Raw genomic sequence first — 17,896 nt, forward strand, 5'->3', positions numbered from 1 at the left:
AATTACCAAATATAATTCAAAAGGGCAACGATTCTTTAAGTGAAAATAATTAAATATCTAAAGAAAGAAGGTGAGCGCATGAAGATTTGTGGGAAATACCGCGCGAAATTTGCAGATGGCCCAATCTGGCATCAGGCATACGGTGTGGTTTGGCTCGATATTGCGAATAAAAAAATCATAACTTTCAACCCGGTAACGGAAAAAGAAGATGTGTATGATGCAATGGGCTGGATTCAATCAATCATCCCGACAGCAGATGGTCAGTTTATTGGAGTTTATAAAGACGGCCTCTATTTAATCAATTTTAAATTAGGCCTGAAAAAACCGTTTGTTTTGCCGCCAGATCTGTCTGAATTACATTTTTTAAATGATTCTAAATGTGGACCAGATGGACGACTATGGGTGGGCTCTTCAGACGGTTTTTTTAAAAAGTTTAAAGAAACACCGCAAACTGCATTTTCTAACTATCCATTCGAAAATGCGAAATTAATTTCCGTTGATGCAGAAGGCGAAATTCAGACGCATCTATCGAAAGTAGCGATATCAAATGGTTTGGAATGGGATCGCAAAACAAATAAATTTTATCACATTGATTCGTCGAAGCATGCAATCTTTCAATATGAATTAACAGAAAGGGGACAGTTGCTTTTTGAAAAAGTTGTTTACACGTTCAAAATTGTCGAAGGATATCCGGCCGGTATGACGATCGATAGTGAAGGTAATTTGTATGTAACATTATTTAAAAGCGGTCTTATGGCAAAAACAAGTAAGGAACAAACCCGTGTGGTATGTATCAATCCACAAGACCAGCAGATCAAAGAAGAATTTATCATACCCGTCTCCCATGTCACTTCCTGCACAATCGGCGGGAAAAATTTGGACAACTTATTTGTAACAACAGCTTATGAATCTTTGCCGGAAGCGCGTATAAAAGAAGAGCTGTTAGCAGGCTATTTACTGCAGTTTCCGTTAAAAACGACAGGTGTATTACCTTACGAGTTTATGTTGGCGAGCAGCGGAAACGATTAGTAAAATTCAATAATTTTTTACTAAAAGTTAGATTTTTCTGAATAAAAGTTTCCTAGATATCAAAAAGTACATTTTGTAACATTGAAAACAATAAGAAGTTATTCATATCCATCATTTTGAGGGGGAATTACAGTGGCACCAGAAATCGCTAAATTAGGCCATGTTGCTTTAGTGTCAACAGATTTGGAAAAGTCATTAGTTTTCTTTAAAGAGATTATTGGTTTGGAAGAAACAACGGAAATTGACGGTGTTCACTATCTACGTGCTTACAGTGATTTCCAGCACCATACATTGAGCATTGAAGCCGGTGAAAATGCTCACGTAAAGCATATTGGCTGGCGTACAAAAACAGCTGACTGTGTTCTAGGATTCAAAGAACTTTTAGACGAGCAAGGGATAGCTGTTCAGGAATATCCAAAAGGCACAACACCGGGCATCGGTGATTCGATCCGTTTTCAATTACCAAGCGGACATACATTTGAACTTTATTATGAGGTTGAAAAATCTAAGGCTGCATCAGATAAAGCTTCGATTCTAAAAAACCAAGTATATAAATCATGGAATAAAGGGATTTCGCCTCGTCGATTTGATCATGTAAACATTCATACGACGACAGATGTAGATGAATCCTATGAGTTTTTAATGGAAGTGCTCGGTTTCAATATGCGTGAATATGTACGTGGCGATGACGGTATATTGGCCGGCTGGATGAGTGTGACACCACTTGTGCATGATGTGGCGATGATAAAAAAGGAAACGCTTCCAACACCAGCCCGACTCCATCATATTTCTTACTGGCTGGATGATACACAGGATATTTTACGTGCTGCAGATATTTTAAAAGAAAATAATCTACCATTTATCGGTCCAGGTAAACACGGTGTATCTCAGGCGATCTATTTGTATGTAATGGATCCGGGAAGTGGTTGCCGTGTGGAATTATTTTCGGGGGGTTACCTGATTTTTGAACCAGATTGGGAACCGGTTGAGTGGACATTGGAAGAACGTGCCTTAAGCAATACATATTGGGGCGACAGTGTGCAGGATAAAGAATTAAACAATATTACGATTGAAGCAAGGTAAGGCATAAAGAGCATAAACCACTAAATTACGCCATCTTAGAGAGGTTGTGAAGAAGCTTGAAAATAATTATCGTAAATGAAAATAATCTACCGATTGTCCAGCAAAATAGCGAACCGGCAGTAATGGCATTAGGATTTTTTGATGGTGTGCATAAAGGCCATCAGGAAGTGGTTTTAGCAGCCCGAAAAAAAGCACGGAAAAATGGCTTGAAATTGGCTGTGATGAGTTTTTTCCCCCATCCGAAAACGGTCTTTTCAAATGAAGAAGTGGACTATTTAATGCCGATGGAGAAAAAGGCCGAACGCTTTCAGTCCTTAGGTGTCGATCTGTTCTATATTGTGGATTTTACGAAATCGTTTGCTGCTCTTCAGCCGAAGCAATTTGTACAGCAATATTTAGTGGGGCTTCAAGTGCAGTATGCTGTAGCAGGTTTTGACTATACGTACGGAGCTAAAGGAGCCGGTACGACTGCTACGATTCACTCTGACAGCGACTGCAAAATTATAGTCGACATTGTGAAGCGTTTTTCCATTTCAGGTAAAAAGGTGAGCTCGACATGCATTCGGGAAAAATTGAAACGGGGCTATGTCGAAGAAGTAACAGCGTTATTAGGAAAGCCGTACAGCGTCCAGTACTCGGTGAAAAACGGTCTGCATGATTACTATACACTTCCTCAATGCGGAGAATACTACGTCACGATTTTAGCCGGCAAGCGCGCTATCTCGCAAAAAGTGTATGTGAAGAATACCGAGGACATTATTTTTTACCATGATTTAAATATTGATGATTGTTCGATTTACTTTCATCAACGCGCAACCCAAAAATACCAAGAAATTAGTTGAGAGGCTGGTTAAACTTGAAAAAAACAGAGATGTTTCAACAGTTATTAGCAAGTAAAGACACATTTATATTACCGGGCGCCTTTGATGCAATGACGGCCCGCATTATCGAAGAAACCGGATTTAAAGCCATTTATGCAACAGGAGCCGGCATTTCAAATGCGCAGCTTGGCTGGGCGGATGTCGGACTGACGACTTTAACGGAAATCGCCCAGGTTGTTTCCTGGATGAGTGAAGTGACAACGGTTCCGATTGTCGTTGATGCCGATACAGGCTTCGGCAACGCCATCAACATGCAGCGAACAGTAAAGGTACTTGAAAAAGCGGGTGCAGCTGCATTGCAGATTGAAGACCAGGTCATGCCGAAAAAATGCGGTCATTTCAACGGGAAAGAAGTAATATCAAAGGATGAAATGGTCGGCAAAATTAAAGCTGCTCTTGATGCACGTACAGATGATCAGCTAGCGATCATTGCACGTACGGATGCGTTAGGTGTCCTTGGTTTCGATGAAGCAATTGAACGAGCAAATGCTTATAAAGAGGCAGGTGCACATGCAATTTTTGTGGAAGCGCCAACTACGTATGAGCAATTGTCCCGTATTACAAAAGAGGTACCTGGTATCCCGCATATTATTAATCTTGTAGAAGGTGGTAAAACGCCTTTAGTATCACGTCAGGAAGCGCAAAATTTAGGCTTCCAGATTATGCTGTGTGCCAACTCGGCTTTACGCGGTGCGATTAAAGGTGCTACCGATGCAATGCAAATTTTAATGCGGGATGAAAGTCAGGAAAACATTCATGATGTCATTTGCACATGGGAACAACGCCAAGAATTGTTTAAGTTAAAAGAAATTCAACAACTGGAAAAACAATATTCTTAATATTCAGAAAGATGGTGTGGATATGAGTGGAGTGGACTATGATTTAGTCATTGTTGGTTGCGGTGCAGCTGGAACAGCGTCTGCATTAGCTGCAGCTGAACAAGCGAAGGAACAAAATGAAAACTTAACGATTGCTATTTTAGAGCGTGCACCTTTTGAACAGCGTGGTGGAAATACACGCTGGACGGCTGCATATATGCGAATGGAAAATATCGATAAGCCGGCAGATGGCATCGTTGAAGATATGGTCACATTTTCTGATTCATTTATGGATCGTGCATATGCCGAAACATTACGTGATGAAGCGGGAGAAACATTACGTTGGGTAGAGTCGAAAGGTGTTGATTTTGATTTTCTTCCCACAATGTTTTTGACTGCATCCAAACCGCGCCTGTTACCGGTTGGTGGAGGACGTGCCATTATCGATGCCCTCACTTTACGAGCACGTGCTTTAGGTGTGGAAATCATTTATGAAACAACAGCATGGGATTTAACGCTCGATGGTGATGGGGCGATCAATGGCATCAAAGTACGTATGGCTGACGGGACATCTATCGTTCTGAAAACAAATGCAGTCATTTTAGGTGCAGGCGGTTTCCAAGGAAATAAGGAAATGATGGCACAGTATATCGGACGGGATGCACATAAAATTCCGCCGGTCTCTGAAGGTGGCCTGTTTAATAAAGGCGAGGCAATTCGCATGGCGTTAAATATCGGTGCTGCTGGAAAAGGGCAGTTTGATGCTTTCCATGCTGAAACAGTAGACCCGCGCAGTAAACGCGAAGAAGCGGGCGTCATGTTGTTCCCGTATGCCATCCTCGTGAATAAGCAGGGGAAACGCTTTACAGATGAAGGGGTTACAACAATTGATGAACAGTATGAAGAAGTAGCACGCAAAATTTTTTACGAATGTGAAGACCATATTGCTTACATGATTACCGATCAAAAAATGTATAACATCCCGAATTATGAAGAGGCACTGCAAACCGATATTCCGGCAATCGTCGGAGAAACGATTGAAGATATCGCAAATCAGATCGGTGTGAATGCAGAAAACTTAAAGCACACAATTGATGAATTTAATGCAGCTTGCCCGACAGGTGAATTTATCTACAACCGGGTCGATGGGCTTGCAACAACTGGCTTGGCATTAAACAAATCGAACTGGTCTATTCCGATTAACGAAGGTCCGTTTATTGCGTATCCGATTATTTGCTGCAACGTATTTACGAATGGTGGGTTAGCTACAGATTTAAATGGGCGTGTCATAACAGGTGATGAAGTAGCGATTCCTGGTCTATATGCTGTAGGTGAAACTTCTGGTGTCTATTACGGCAAATATCCGGGTGGTACATCGGTACTGCGTTGTTTAGTCTTCGGTCGCCGTGCAGGGCATGATGCAGTGCGGTATATCGGGGAAAAGGAAAAGTCGTATCAATAGGGAGGTTCATATGGAATTACTAGGTAAAGTAGCGCTTGTGACAGGCGGCGGTCGGGGAATCGGCAAAGAATCTGCCTTATTACTAGCTTCAAAAGGAGCGAAAGTTGCTGTTTGTGCGCGTAATGAACAAGAGTGCGCAGAAGTGCAGCAGCTGATTGAAACAAAATATAATGTCCCATCAATCGGAATTAAATGCGATGTTTCGGATTATGCACAAGTCCAGGAAGCTGTAGCAGTTGTCGCAAAGGAGCTTGGACCAATCGATATTTTAATCAATAATGCAGGAGCGATGGCATTAAAGCCATTTACGGAAACGACGCCCGAAGAATGGATCAAAATGCACGATATTAATGTACATGGCCCTTATTACTTCTGCTATGAAACGGTTCCTTCGATGATTGAAAGACGTACAGGTGCGATCATCAATATTTCTTCAATATGGGGGACGAAAGGTGGTCCGAACCGTAGTGCCTACATCTCGTCCAAACATGCGGTAATCGGTTTTTCAAAAGCATTGGGTGAAGAGTTAAAGCCATACGGTATACGAGTAAATGCCGTTTGCCCAGGCCCGGTTGATACACAGATGACCAATGAACTTGGAGCAAACTTGAATAAAGACGGCTGGTTGGATGCCATTGATATTGCCAATGTCATCGTGGATCTTGTACTGCCGAAGAGCCGCGCGATTACTGCCACTTCAGTAGAGGCATTCGGATTCGGTGCACCAGTTGGATTAGCTAAATAACAATTAAAAGGGGATATTAAAATGACAGAATTAACGTACTCATTCCAGCAAAACACAGTGACTTTAGATTTAGCGAAGAAAATGTTAGAGAAAGCAGAGGAAAAAGGGAAAGAGCTAGGCATGAAGTTCGCAATTTCAATCGTGGACAAAGCCGGAAATTTAAAAGCATTTTCAGCTATGGACGGTGCACCGGTATTAGCGTTGGAAATTGCACAAAATAAAGCATTCTCGGCGGCAGCATATAATCGTGCTACACATGAATGGTACGACCGTTTAAAAGATGATCCGCCACTAATGGAAGGTCTTGTTCATACAAATCGCCTCATTATTTTCGGAGGGGGTTATCCAATTCAATTAAATGGTGAATGCATCGGAGGAATCGGTGTAAGCGGCGGTCACTATACACATGATATGCAAGTTTGTGAAGCCGCTCTTGAACTATTGGCCGAAACAGTTAAGGAGGCGTAGTGCGGATGAGCCGTGACCATCTTATAATTGTTGGTGCGGGTATGGCAGGACTTTGTGCGGCAGTGGAGGCTTCTGCTGCTGGCGCAAAGGTCATCGTCCTGGAAAAACAAGCTGAACTTGGCGGCAGTTCCTTATTAAGCGGCTGTTTTATGGCCTTTGCCGAGACGGATTTTCAAAAGAAGCTCGGTATTGAAGATACGACAGAAAGCTTAATGGAAGATTTCCTTGCTGTAGGTCAATATAAAAACAAACGTACACTCATTGAAGCATACGGTAAACATCAGCTTGCTACATACAACTGGCTTGTCGAACAGGGTGTCCAATTCCAAACATGCCAAGCTGTAAGCGGACATTCCAACCCGCGCGGACATACGATCATTCCTAGCCAGGCAATTGGCCAATTACGTGCAAATGCTGAAGCAAATGGCGTAATAATTAAAACCAATACACCCGTTGTACGTTTAGTAAAAAATAATGAGCAAGTAGTTGGTGTTGTATACGAAGAGAACGGTGAACAGATCGAACTTACTACGGATTATGGTGTCCTGTTAACAGCGGGCGGTTTTTCTCAAAGTGAAGAGCTGCTGGCACAATTTGCTCCGCAGTTAGCGAATACGGTTCGTCTCGGTGGGGCGGGTAATAAAGGCGACGGGATTAAACTTGCTGCTTCGGCAGGTGCATGGCTCGAAGATTTTACTTATTTGAAGGGCACATACGGCTTCCACCCAACATCGACAAATGATAAGAAACGTCAGGCCCATACGTTTTATAAAGGCGGCATCATTGTGAACGAGCTCGGTAAGCGCTTCGTGAATGAATCCATTTCGTATAAGCTGCTTGGTGATGCAGCACTACAACAACCGAATTGCCGGACATATCAAGTATGGGACCAGACAATCATGGACAAAGGTGTCGCAAATGATGCACTTTATGATTTTGATTTACTTTACAGAGAAGGTTTAATTGAAAGCTTTGACACAATTGAACAGTTAGCAGAGAAAGCAGGTCTACCGGTAGACGTGCTACAGCAAACGATTTCCACGTATAATTCCGATGTGAAAAAAGGGCAGGATACAGCATTTGGCCGTACATCGCTCACACATAAATTCGGTACACCAACGGCAATCGAAACAGCTCCGTTTTATATAATGGACACTGCAACAGCGATGCTTGCTACGTATGCAGGTGTCCAAGTTGATGAACATACACATGTGCTCAATCCATTCGGTGAACCAATCGAAGGTTTATATGCAGCCGGCGAAATGGTCGGAGGTTTCCACGGAGCAGGTTATATGACGGGCAGTTCTTTAGGAAAAGCCGCAATTTTCGGCCGTATAGCTGCAAGAACAGCAATACAAGCCAAAAAGCAGGAGGTACTTAAATGAAAATTTGGCACCAAAGCTTAACATCAATTGAAGATATTCCGGAATATCGCGATGCGGTCATTCAGCATATTTTAAAAATTGCGCGTCCGGATGTAGATGTCGTCCTTCACGGTATGACGAATGATACGTACCCGGAAAATTATCCCGGTCACTATATTACGTACAACTATTTACAAAGCCTGCATAAGGAGCAGTTTATCCGCAATGCATTAATCGCGGAAAAGGCGGGTTATGATGCAGTGTTTATTGGTACGATTCCGGACGTTGGCTTAATCGAGGCACGTGCGCTTGTTGATATCCCGGTGATCGGTTACGGTCAAGCGTCGATGCATATGGCATCAATGCTTGGATCAAAAATAGGGATTGTTAATTTCCTAGCACCGTTAGCCGATCAGCTGCGCTTTAATGCACAGCAATACGGGTTATCACAAAAGCTTGGACCGATCGTACAGGCGGACATCGGCTTCTACGATATTATGGAAGGCTATAAAAATCCTCAGCCAATTATCGATAAATTTATTGCAGCTGCTGAAACTGCAATTGCGCAAGGTGCGGATGTTATTATTCCTGGTGAAGGGCCGATGAATATTTTCCTGGCAACCCATCATATTCACCATGTCGGCAATGTCCCGATTATCGATTCTTTTGGTACAGGAATTAAAATGTGTGAATCGCTTGTTGATCTGCAGAAGATAAGCGGTATGACGGTGACACGTGTAGGCTATTACAACGAAAAACCCCCAACGGAAATTGTTGAAAAGTTAAGAGACTATTATAACTTGAAACAAGCAGCAGCCGACATGGATTTTGGGCTATCTGTCCGCGCTACGGCGTCTGTATAAATTCTTTTATTTCTCAATAGTATTCAATTAAATTATTGAAAACCGGAGAAATCAATTGCTATAAGGATTGATTTCTTTTTGTATGAGGGAGAAAGAAAAAACTGATTGAATAAAGAAAAAAAACTGTAAGTAAGAAACGGATATTAAAATTGATTGGAATGGAGGGGCGACTCCTTGGGGATAAGCGTGACGCCTGAGACTTAGGAACAAAAGCTAAAAGCGCCACGTCCTGTGGCAACGCTTTTGTGACCACGCCACGCCCCCGGAAAGTGTCCCCGGGATGGAAATCAATTTTTGGCTGAGCCGACTGTTTTCCTCACCTGCAGACGGTAGCGGTAGGGGGTTAACTGATAGTATTCCCGAAATACTTTAGTGAAGTAATTGCTGTCCGTGAAACCGACCATTTCCGCGATTGTCCCTATTCCTAAACTCGTTTCTATTAATAGCTTTTCGGCTTGCTGTACGCGGTACTGCTGTAAATATTTCCGGAACGGAATACCTCGTTTTTTTGAAAATACATTGCTCAAATAGTTGGTGCTTATATTTAATTTATTCGCTGCATGCTGTAATGTCAGCTCAGCATTTTTATAGTCCCGCTCAATTATTTCGACAGCCAACTCCGTATAGTCAGCAATTTGCTGTAGCTGTAAATTTTTCCGCGCATCGATCAACCGCTGTGTAAATAAAATAAACTCCTGTACAATCGCATATAAAATCGGATGCTCTAATATAAAATGGAACAGTGCGCGGTATTGCTGTTCGATCTTTGCTTGCTGCTGCAGGTGATACTTCATCATAAACCGGCGAATTTGCGCTAAAATACTCGTCAAATGGATACGCACATCATCCTGATGATAATAGGTAGAACTTGTTGTCAGCATATATAAAAAAGTCTTAATTGCTTTTAAATCACCGTTTTCAAGACTCGTAATCCAAAGCTGCTGTTCTTCAGGGGTTAAAAGCGGATCAAGCCTTGTCACATGAAGTGTTTGTGAGCTTTTAAAAATATGGGAATACCCTTTATAAAAGCGCTGAGCCAATTTTTTTTTACATGCCTGATACATTGTCAGCAAAGTTGTCTCCTCGCCGTCATAAACAGCAATATTCAGCGATTCACCGCTAAATTTCTCCCATTCCTGGCTCATGATTCTAAGCTGCCTGAATAGATTGGTAAAAACATCGATTTCAGCAATACAAATCACACGGTTTTGCAGCGGCAGGGCTAACAGATTATGAAAAATAGGCAATTCAATAAGCCATTCATAAAGCATTAAGTTATGCTCGTAGTCTGCACACTCAATTAAAAAGAAAGACTTACCATTTAATGAGAAATTCCCAGGCTTATTTAAAAACAAATCCGAATATAATTGCATTTCGACTGGAATGGTACTGCTTGAATTTTCTGCCCGCTTAGTCGAAGGGATTTTCAGTAATGCAGACTTTAGCTGCTCCAATGGAACAGGCTTCACAAAAAGATCGATTGCCTTTAAGCGGATTGCTTTCATTGCTTGCTGAAAAATAGGTTCCGCTGTTATTCCGATAACAGGAATCGCCTGCTTTAGTAAAAATTGCTCTATAGAAGGAGAAACAAGTTCCATTTCAATAAGAAGTACTTCCGGCCTCGCTTCTTCAAATGCTTCTATTATTCTACTGCCATCTATTACGCCAATTACTTCAATTTCCCGCATAAAGTAGTTTTTTAAATACCACTCAATTCCTGAAATTTCCTCAAAATCCCGCTCAACAATTAAGATTTTCAATCGAACACCACCTTTAATAATTACTATTTAATATATAAATTCTAAAAATCATTCAAAATAAGTTTACTTTATTCAAATATTACTATAATTGATGTTTTTATTCTATTTATTCGGAATTGAAAGAAAATTAAACTGAAAATAACAAAGGGGTGGTTGAATGACAAAGTATCAGGAAGAACATGAACTGCCGAAAATTGGACAGTTTGAAATGAGCATTTTTATTAAAATGGTGATTTGCAGTTTAATCGGAATTTTTAGTTTTTTTATTACATTTGAATGGAATGGAAAAACGTCGATTTTAATCGACCATATCGTAAGTGCATTCACAACATTCACACCAGCATTAGTAAACGGGTATGTGTTGATTCTTTTAGTACTCGGAGCATTTTATCCATTTGTCACGAAGAAGTGGAAGACTTCAAAAGTTAACATGGTGCTGTCCATTTTTAAATTAGGCGGACTAGTTGCTGGGGTAATGCTTATTTTTGGATTTGGTCCTGCCTGGTTGTTTAATCCGGATATCGGTCCATTTTTATTAGAAAAACTTATTAAGCCGGTAGGGTTGGTCATTCCGATTGGGTCGGTTTTCTTAGCATTGCTCGTTTGCTATGGCTTGCTTGAATTTATAGGGGTGTTCATGCAGCCGGTAATGAAACCGATTTTCAAAACACCTGGCCGCTCAGCAGTCGATGCCGTAGCTTCATTTGTTGGCAGCTATTCGGTCGGCTTAATATTGACGAACCGTGTGTATAAGGAAGGGAAATATACAGCGAGAGAATCAGCCATTATTGCGACAGGCTTTTCTACAGTGTCAGCTACTTTTATGGTAGTCGTTGCGAAAACACTCGGTTTAATGGAATACTGGAACTTATTTTTCTGGGTGACATTAGTTGTGACATTCGTCGTTACAGCGATTACAGCCCGAATTTATCCGTTAAATAAAATTAAAGATGAATAATATGAAGGTTCAACTCCTCAGCCTGAAAAGATTATAAAAAATGACCGTCTAAAAGTGGCATGGGCAGAAGCGGTTGAAGCAACAAAATCAAACCCGTCTTTATCTAGAAACTTATACATTCATTTAAAAGACGGCTTTATTATGGCGATGGGTGTTATTCCTTCCATATTATCGATTGGTTTATTAGGAATGGTATTGGCAATTTATACACCGCTATTTGATTGGTTGGCCTATATTTTTGCACCATTTACGTATTTACTTCAAATTCCGGATCCGATGCTGACGGCCAAAGCATTGTCATTATCGATTGCGGAAATGTTTTTACCGGCAATGATTTTAACGGAGGCGGTTCTTGTAACGAAGTTTATTGTAGCCGTCGTTTCGATTTCAGCTATTTTATTCTTCTCAGCTGTCATTCCGGTTATTTTATCGACAGACATCCCGTTATCAATTCGCCAAATGATCATTATCTGGTTTGAGAGAGTTGTCTTAACACTCATTTTCGTTACACCAATAGCATTTATATTATTCTAACTTCAAATTAAAGGAGAGATTTTTTATGGTATATAAAACAAACATCCGTGCACCACGTGGTTCTGAGCTTTCATGTAAAGGGTGGACACAGGAAGCGGCAATGCGCATGCTGATGAACAATTTAGATCCGGAAGTAGCGGAAAATCCGGATGAGCTAGTTGTATATGGAGGCATCGGGAAGGCGGCACGTGATTGGGAAAGCTACGAAAAGCTGATTGCGACATTAAAAGAACTGGAAAATGATGAAACGATGATTGTGCAGTCAGGTAAACCGGTCGCAGTATTTAGAACACATGAAAATGCACCGCGCGTGCTGATCGCCAACTCAAACTTAGTGCCTGGCTGGGCGAACTGGGACCATTTCTATGAACTGGAAGAACGCAACTTAATGATGTACGGGCAAATGACGGCAGGCTCCTGGATTTATATTGGAGCACAGGGAATTCTCCAAGGAACATATTTAAGTTTTGTGGAAGCAGGGAAAAAGAAGTTTGGAACAGCCGACCTTCGTGGTAAGTGGATACTAACTGGTGGTATGGGTGGCATGAGTGGTGCCCAGCCATTAGCAGGAAAAATGGCGGGTGCAGTCATTTTAGTTGTTGAAGTGGACCGTGCACGAATCGAACGAAAAATAAATGAAGGCTACTGTGATTATCTTGTCGAAACAGTAGATGAAGCGGTACAACTTGTAAATAAGTTAACGGCTGCTAAAGAACCTGCGTCAATTGGTTTAGTAGGAAACTGTGCGGATATTAACCGCGAGCTGTTGAATCGTGGTTTGATTCCGGATTTTGTTACAGACCAGACATCTGCCCACGACCCGATTAACGGCTATATTCCAAATGGGATGACGTTGGAAGAAGCACTTCAATTGCGCAAAACCGATGTGAAAACATATGAACGCCGTGCAAAGGAAACGATGGCAGAGCATGTACGAACAATGCTTGAATTCCAGCAGGCAGGAGCGGAAACATTCGATTACGGAAACAATATCCGCGCCTATGCAAAGGAAATGGGTGTGGAAAACGCTTTTGACTTCCCGGGATTTGTACCGGCATATATCCGCCCGTTATTCTGTGAAGGAAAAGGACCGTTCCGCTGGGCAGCACTGTCAGGTGACCCGGAGGATATTTACAAAACAGATGCTTTGGCAAAAGAAATGTTTGCTGAAGACACAGCATTAGTAAACTGGATTGATATGGCACAGAAAATGGTGAAATGGCAAGGATTACCTGCCCGTATTTGCTGGCTGGGGTATGGTGACCGCCACCGATTTGCACTAAGAGTGAACGAGATGGTTGCAAACGGTGAATTGAAAGCGCCGATTGTATTCGGCCGTGACCATTTGGACTCCGGATCAGTCGCTTCACCAAACCGTGAAACAGAGGGGATGCAGGACGGATCAGATGCTGTATCAGACTGGCCGTTATTGAATGCGCTCGTCAATACAGCAGGCGGTGCGAGCTGGGTGAGCATTCATCATGGTGGCGGTGTAGGAATGGGGTATTCCCAACATGCCGGCCAAGTACTTGTTGCTGACGGCACAAAGCTAGCAGCAGAAAAAATCAATCGCGTGCTTATTTCAGACCCGGGTATGGGGGTTGTACGCCATGCCGATGCAGGCTACGACATTGCAGTTCGCACAGCAAAAGAAAAAGGTATCAATATGCCGATGCTAAAAGGATGATGAACTTTGGCTATTTTAATAAACAATGCAAATGAAGTATTAACAATGGAAAGTGATATAAAATTACCTCGCCGTCGTGAGCAGATGAGCGAGCTCGGCCTGAAAACAGAGGTAAGTGTACTAATCGAAGGAGATCGCATCGCAATGATTGCGCCTCTTGATGAAATAAAACAGGAATATCCGCATCTAGTGGGTAGTGCAGAAGTGATTGATGCACGAGGGAAGATTGTGATGCCTGGACTTGTTGACTGCCATACACATTTAGTGCATGGGGGAACACGTGAACATGAGCTGAATATGCGTCTTGCCGGAAGGTCCTATATGGATATTATGAATGAAGGTGGCGGGATTCACTATACAACGACAAAAACACGTGAAGCGAGTTTTGATGGTTTATACAATAAAACCGTTCAACACTTAAACGAGTTTTTGCGCCACGGCGTTACAACGGTTGAAGCAAAATCGGGCTATGGTCTTGATCTTGAAAACGAAATCAAACAGCTGTATGTTGTGAAAAAACTGCAGGAAGAACATGCGGTGGATATTGTCTCGACTTTTATGGGCGCACATGCCGTTCCGAAAGAATATAAAGGCAATGAAGATGAATTCGTGAAAATTATCATAGAGCAGATGATTCCAAAAGTGGCGGAGTTAGGGCTAGCAGAATTCAATGATGTCTTTTGCGAAAAAGGAGTGTTCACACCTGCACAATCCCGTCTTATTTTGGAAGCAGGCAAAGCATACGGACTGACACCGAAAATCCATGCAGATGAAATCGAGCCATATGAAGGGGCGGAACTCGCTGCAGAAGTCGGTGCCATCTCCGCAGAGCATTTACTCGTTGCATCGGATGAAGGGATTGCTGCAATGGCAAAGGCAGGGACAATTGCAGTACTCTTGCCGGGAACCGCATTCTTTTTACGCGCACCGTATGCAAGAGGTCGCCTCATGGTTGATAGTGGTGTACCTGTAGCTATTTCAACTGACTTTAATCCGGGTTCTTCGCCGACAATCAGCTTGCCGTTCATTCAAAATTTGGCGTGCATGAACATGGGAATGACGATGGAAGAAGTGCTTTGTGCAACAACGATCAATGCTGCTCATGCGATAAAACGAGCAGATGAAGTCGGTACACTAGAAAAGGGTAAACAGGCCGATGTACTGATTTTAGACGTCCCGAATTATAAGCAACTTCAATATTTTTACGGAATGAATCATACAGATACTGTAATTAAAGCAGGAGATGTCGTTGTGAAAGGTGGCAGCTTACTGTGAGCGAGTTTCTTGTAAGTTCGGCAACTACTTGGAATCGAGTGGAATCTGAAGACATGAAGGTAAAAGACTGGATAGAACCAAGTTATGGGGAGCTTTCGGAATCCTTTGATGTGGTCATTACCGGGGTCCCACTGTCCCGCTCGTCGATCAGTGCTTCAGCAGCTTCGGAATATCCGGATTTTTTCCGCAAGAGCTGGAATCTGTTCACAACGTATTCAATTGATGAAGATGTAGATATTCGAGCACTTCGGATTGCCGATGTCGGCGATGTGAAAATGCACGGGACGAATATTTTGCAATGTCATGACAATATCGAACAGGCGATGACAGATATATTGAATGGTTGTCCGGAAAGCTTCTATGTACAGATTGGCGGAGATCATTCGATTACTGCTCCAGTTGTGAGAGCATTTGCCAATTCTTCCGGGCAACGAATCGGTATTTTGCAGTTCGATACCCATCTGGATTTGCGGGCAACGGAATCGGATGGTCCGACAAACGGCACGCCAATCCGCCAGCTGCTTGATGCCGGGGTAGTGCGGGGCGAAGATGTGTACAACATCGGGCTGCATGGTTTTTATAATGCCCCGAGTCTCATACGTGCTGCAGATCATTATGGTGTAAACCGCATTACATTAAAAGATTTCCGTCGTCGTGGCGCGGAGTCGGTAATAGCAAATGTAATGGAGGAGCTTTCCAAAAAAGTAGATGTAGTGTATGTGACAGTAGATATGGATGTACTTGATATTGCATATGCACCGGGAGTCCCTGCCTCTACACCAGGTGGCATGCGGACAGATGAGCTATTTGATTTGTTGTATGAAGTGGGGAAATACGACATCGTAAAGGGTATGGATTTCGTCTGTGTTGACCCGCATCGTGATACGAAGGAACTGCAGACGGTAAAAGCCGGAGTGTACGCATTTTTAACAATGATGGTGTCGAGGTATGTTCATTTGAAGAAGTAATATATTGGGCTGTTTGAAAAGTTTACACGCTTTTCGAACGGTCCATTTTTTATTAAGGAAGGCTCGAGTTTTCTAATAAGTTTGCGATTCTTTCTATATCCGTGCTCAAGTGTCGAATAAAATGGTTATTTTCTAATAAAGCATACGGATTTTCTAATATTGATCCCCGATTTTCAAATATATGGTTCAAAGTTTCAAATATCGTCCACCAGTTTTCTAATATATTCCGCTTTTTTCTAATAAAAAGCTAACTGCCATACAGGAAAAATTTATGAAACTTCTCCTCACCCCCACTCGTAAATAGTAACAATTATGTTCGCAAAAGGAGGTCTGGCATGAAACGTAAAATCCTATTCGCATTCATTGGGGCACTGCTCTTACATATTCTCTATTTCGCTGCACAGCTGTTAATCGGATTGATACAAACATATTTCTACAAACCGCAATTTGCACCGGATCCGGTTGTGCTGCAATCTGAAGTGGCTTTCGGATTAGTTAACCAAGGGTCCGCAATATATCTGCTTGGAAGCTATATCGGAGTAGCACTTCTTTTATTCGCAATACTGAGTTTAAAAAAGAAAGGTGTGAACAACATTGATTGAAATTAACGGAAAGTATACAAACGCTAAAATTTATACGAATACACCACAGGAAGCGGCGATTCAGCAAATTGATGAACTCGTCAATCAGTCATTTATGGTAGGGACAAAAGTTCGAATAATGCCTGACTATCATGCCGGAAAAGGCTGTGTAATCGGCACAACAATTCAGTTGAATGACCGCGTTGTACCTAATCTCGTCGGTGTTGATGTAGGGTGTGGAGTGCTCGTTTCGGAAATCGGTAAAGGCACAATTGATTTTAATGAACTCGATACAACGATCCGACGTTTCGTACCAAGTGGTAATGAAATCCATGAAGCTGCGCTAAATATAAAGGACGCTGAACTTTTTGCAAACGAAAACTTCATCGCACGCGGCTTGCAAAATGAGTATACAGGACGCTCACTAGGTACATTGGGCGGCGGCAATCATTTTATCGAGCTTGCAAAAGATGAGACCGGTATTCATTATTTATTGATCCATACGGGCTCACGCTATGTCGGGGCAAAGGTGGCGAACTGGCATCAGAAGCGTGCATTTGAGTCGTTGCAGCGCGAAGATTTAACCGAAAGAATTGCAGCACTGAAAGAAGCCGGTAACAGCAAGGACATTCAGAAAATGATTAAAGCCTATAAGAACGAAAATCCGGTTGTGCCAAAGGACTTAGCTTATTTAGAAGGTGATCTGTTTCAGGATTATATTGCCGACATGAAACTGGCGCAGCGTTTTGCATATGAAAACCGTATGCATATTGCCAAGACAATCGCCGAACATATGAAGTGGGAGTTCGCGGAGCAGTTTGATTCCGTACACAACTACATTGATACGGATGCCATGATTTTACGTAAAGGGGCAGTGCGTGCGGCAAAGGATGAAAAACTCGTCATTCCGATGAATATGCGGGACGGTTCGCTTATTTGTATCGGAAAAGGGAATGCCGACTGGAATGAATCCGCCCCACATGGAGCAGGCCGCATTTACTCGCGGACAGCCGCAATGAAAAACCTGTCGATGGATGATTTCAAACAGACTATGCAAGGGATTTGGACAACTTCGGTAAGTGAGGAAACGCTCGACGAAGCACCAATGGCCTATAAGCCGATGCAGGAAATTGTTGAGCAAATCGGAGAAACGGTGACAATCCAAAAGCACGTGACTCCGATCTATAATTTCAAAGCTAGCGATAAATGGAAGAGATAGTGTATTGATCACTATATTAAATAGATAACTTTTAAAAACGACAATGTAGCCACTTGGCGCCTTAATTATTCGGCGTCAAGTGGCTATTCGCTTTTGGCAGCATTCCGTATAACCTGAGCTCATTTTGCATATATTGCAGGAGTTTGCCAATTGTTAGAATTAAGAGAAAATTCTTATGCTATAATCATCTAAAGTAATAAC

General features: G+C 42.2%; 15 protein-coding genes and 1 pseudogene. 15 read left to right on the plus strand and 1 reads right to left on the minus strand.

Annotated elements, in window-relative coordinates:
* The first annotated feature begins 78 nt into the window (after positions 1–78).
* The 9 genes from MHH37_RS01390 to MHH37_RS01430 all read left to right on the plus strand — a co-directional run bounded on the left by MHH37_RS01390 (position 79) and on the right by MHH37_RS01430 (position 8,713).
* Positions 79–1,029, plus strand: coding sequence for an SMP-30/gluconolactonase/LRE family protein (locus tag MHH37_RS01390; RefSeq protein WP_342574690.1), 951 nt, complete (start codon positions 79–81; stop codon positions 1,027–1,029).
* A gap of 132 nt (positions 1,030–1,161) precedes the next feature.
* Positions 1,162–2,112, plus strand: coding sequence for a VOC family protein (locus MHH37_RS01395; protein ID WP_342574692.1), 951 nt, complete (start codon positions 1,162–1,164; stop codon positions 2,110–2,112).
* 56 nt (positions 2,113–2,168) lie between these two features.
* A complete protein-coding gene (locus MHH37_RS01400) occupies positions 2,169–2,954 on the plus strand; it encodes an FAD synthetase family protein (protein ID WP_342574694.1) in 786 nt (261 codons plus the stop codon).
* 14 nt (positions 2,955–2,968) lie between these two features.
* Positions 2,969–3,832 carry an oxaloacetate decarboxylase gene (locus MHH37_RS01405; RefSeq protein ID WP_087617076.1) on the plus strand — a complete coding sequence of 288 codons (864 nt, stop codon included), beginning with the start codon at positions 2,969–2,971 and terminating at the stop codon, positions 3,830–3,832.
* A gap of 22 nt (positions 3,833–3,854) precedes the next feature.
* A complete protein-coding gene (locus tag MHH37_RS01410; protein WP_342574696.1) occupies positions 3,855–5,273 on the plus strand; it encodes an FAD-binding protein in 1,419 nt (472 codons plus the stop codon).
* A 10-nt stretch (positions 5,274–5,283) separates the two neighbouring features.
* A complete protein-coding gene (locus MHH37_RS01415) occupies positions 5,284–6,018 on the plus strand; it encodes an SDR family oxidoreductase (RefSeq protein ID WP_008407977.1) in 735 nt (244 codons plus the stop codon).
* A gap of 21 nt (positions 6,019–6,039) precedes the next feature.
* Entirely contained in the window at positions 6,040–6,486 is a 447-nt protein-coding gene (locus tag MHH37_RS01420) for a heme-binding protein (RefSeq protein ID WP_342574697.1), read from the plus strand.
* A gap of 5 nt (positions 6,487–6,491) precedes the next feature.
* Complete coding sequence (locus MHH37_RS01425) at positions 6,492–7,871, plus strand: flavocytochrome c (RefSeq protein ID WP_342574698.1); 1,380 nt, start codon at positions 6,492–6,494, stop codon at positions 7,869–7,871.
* Entirely contained in the window at positions 7,868–8,713 is an 846-nt protein-coding gene (locus tag MHH37_RS01430) for an aspartate/glutamate racemase family protein (RefSeq protein WP_342574699.1), read from the plus strand. Before MHH37_RS01425 ends, MHH37_RS01430 begins: the two co-directional genes overlap by 4 nt.
* A gap of 287 nt (positions 8,714–9,000) precedes the next feature.
* Here MHH37_RS01430 and MHH37_RS01435 read toward each other — a convergent pair whose 3' ends face one another.
* The gene (locus MHH37_RS01435) at positions 9,001–10,473 is read right to left on the minus strand and encodes a response regulator transcription factor (protein ID WP_342574700.1); all 1,473 of its coding nucleotides are present in this window, start codon (positions 10,471–10,473) and stop codon (positions 9,001–9,003) included.
* 157 nt (positions 10,474–10,630) lie between these two features.
* Between MHH37_RS01435 and MHH37_RS01440 the strand changes: the two are divergent.
* From MHH37_RS01440 to MHH37_RS01465, 6 genes and pseudogenes are all read left to right on the plus strand, one after another.
* Positions 10,631–11,965, plus strand: a pseudogene (locus MHH37_RS01440) (YjiH family protein).
* Positions 11,966–11,990: 25 nt separating this feature from the next.
* Positions 11,991–13,652: a urocanate hydratase gene (gene hutU / locus MHH37_RS01445; protein WP_008407985.1), complete on the plus strand. Its 1,662-nt coding sequence runs from the start codon at positions 11,991–11,993 to the stop codon at positions 13,650–13,652.
* Positions 13,653–13,697: 45 nt separating this feature from the next.
* The gene (hutI, locus tag MHH37_RS01450) at positions 13,698–14,927 is read left to right on the plus strand and encodes an imidazolonepropionase (RefSeq protein ID WP_231918741.1); all 1,230 of its coding nucleotides are present in this window, start codon (positions 13,698–13,700) and stop codon (positions 14,925–14,927) included.
* A complete protein-coding gene (locus MHH37_RS01455) occupies positions 14,924–15,895 on the plus strand; it encodes an agmatinase family protein (protein WP_342574701.1) in 972 nt (323 codons plus the stop codon). The genes hutI and MHH37_RS01455 overlap by 4 nt, the downstream gene beginning before the upstream one ends.
* A gap of 335 nt (positions 15,896–16,230) precedes the next feature.
* Positions 16,231–16,497 (plus strand): hypothetical protein, encoded by a 267-nt coding sequence (locus tag MHH37_RS01460; protein WP_342574702.1) that lies wholly within the window; start codon positions 16,231–16,233, stop codon positions 16,495–16,497.
* A complete protein-coding gene (locus MHH37_RS01465) occupies positions 16,490–17,695 on the plus strand; it encodes an RtcB family protein (RefSeq protein WP_342574704.1) in 1,206 nt (401 codons plus the stop codon). The genes MHH37_RS01460 and MHH37_RS01465 overlap by 8 nt, the downstream gene beginning before the upstream one ends.
* The last annotated feature ends 201 nt before the right edge of the window (positions 17,696–17,896 follow it).

The sequence above is a fragment of the Solibacillus sp. FSL K6-1781 genome (assembly GCF_038630735.1).
Taxonomy (GTDB): Bacteria; Bacillota; Bacilli; order Bacillales_A; family Planococcaceae; genus Solibacillus; species Solibacillus silvestris.

Excerpts from the sequence above, each read along its gene's own strand:
- MHH37_RS01390 (WP_342574690.1), top strand. The coding sequence starts at position 79 with ATGAAGATTTGTGGGAAATACCGCGCGAAATTTGCAGATGGCCCAATC.
- MHH37_RS01410 (WP_342574696.1), top strand. The coding sequence starts at position 3,855 with ATGAGTGGAGTGGACTATGATTTAGTCATTGTTGGTTGCGGTGCAGCT.
- MHH37_RS01415 (WP_008407977.1), top strand. The coding sequence starts at position 5,284 with ATGGAATTACTAGGTAAAGTAGCGCTTGTGACAGGCGGCGGTCGGGGA.
- MHH37_RS01420 (WP_342574697.1), top strand. The coding sequence starts at position 6,040 with ATGACAGAATTAACGTACTCATTCCAGCAAAACACAGTGACTTTAGAT.
- MHH37_RS01425 (WP_342574698.1), top strand. The coding sequence starts at position 6,492 with ATGAGCCGTGACCATCTTATAATTGTTGGTGCGGGTATGGCAGGACTT.
- MHH37_RS01430 (WP_342574699.1), top strand. The coding sequence starts at position 7,868 with ATGAAAATTTGGCACCAAAGCTTAACATCAATTGAAGATATTCCGGAA.
- hutU (WP_008407985.1), top strand. The coding sequence starts at position 11,991 with ATGGTATATAAAACAAACATCCGTGCACCACGTGGTTCTGAGCTTTCA.
- hutI (WP_231918741.1), top strand. The coding sequence starts at position 13,698 with ATGGAAAGTGATATAAAATTACCTCGCCGTCGTGAGCAGATGAGCGAG.
- MHH37_RS01460 (WP_342574702.1), top strand. The coding sequence starts at position 16,231 with ATGAAACGTAAAATCCTATTCGCATTCATTGGGGCACTGCTCTTACAT.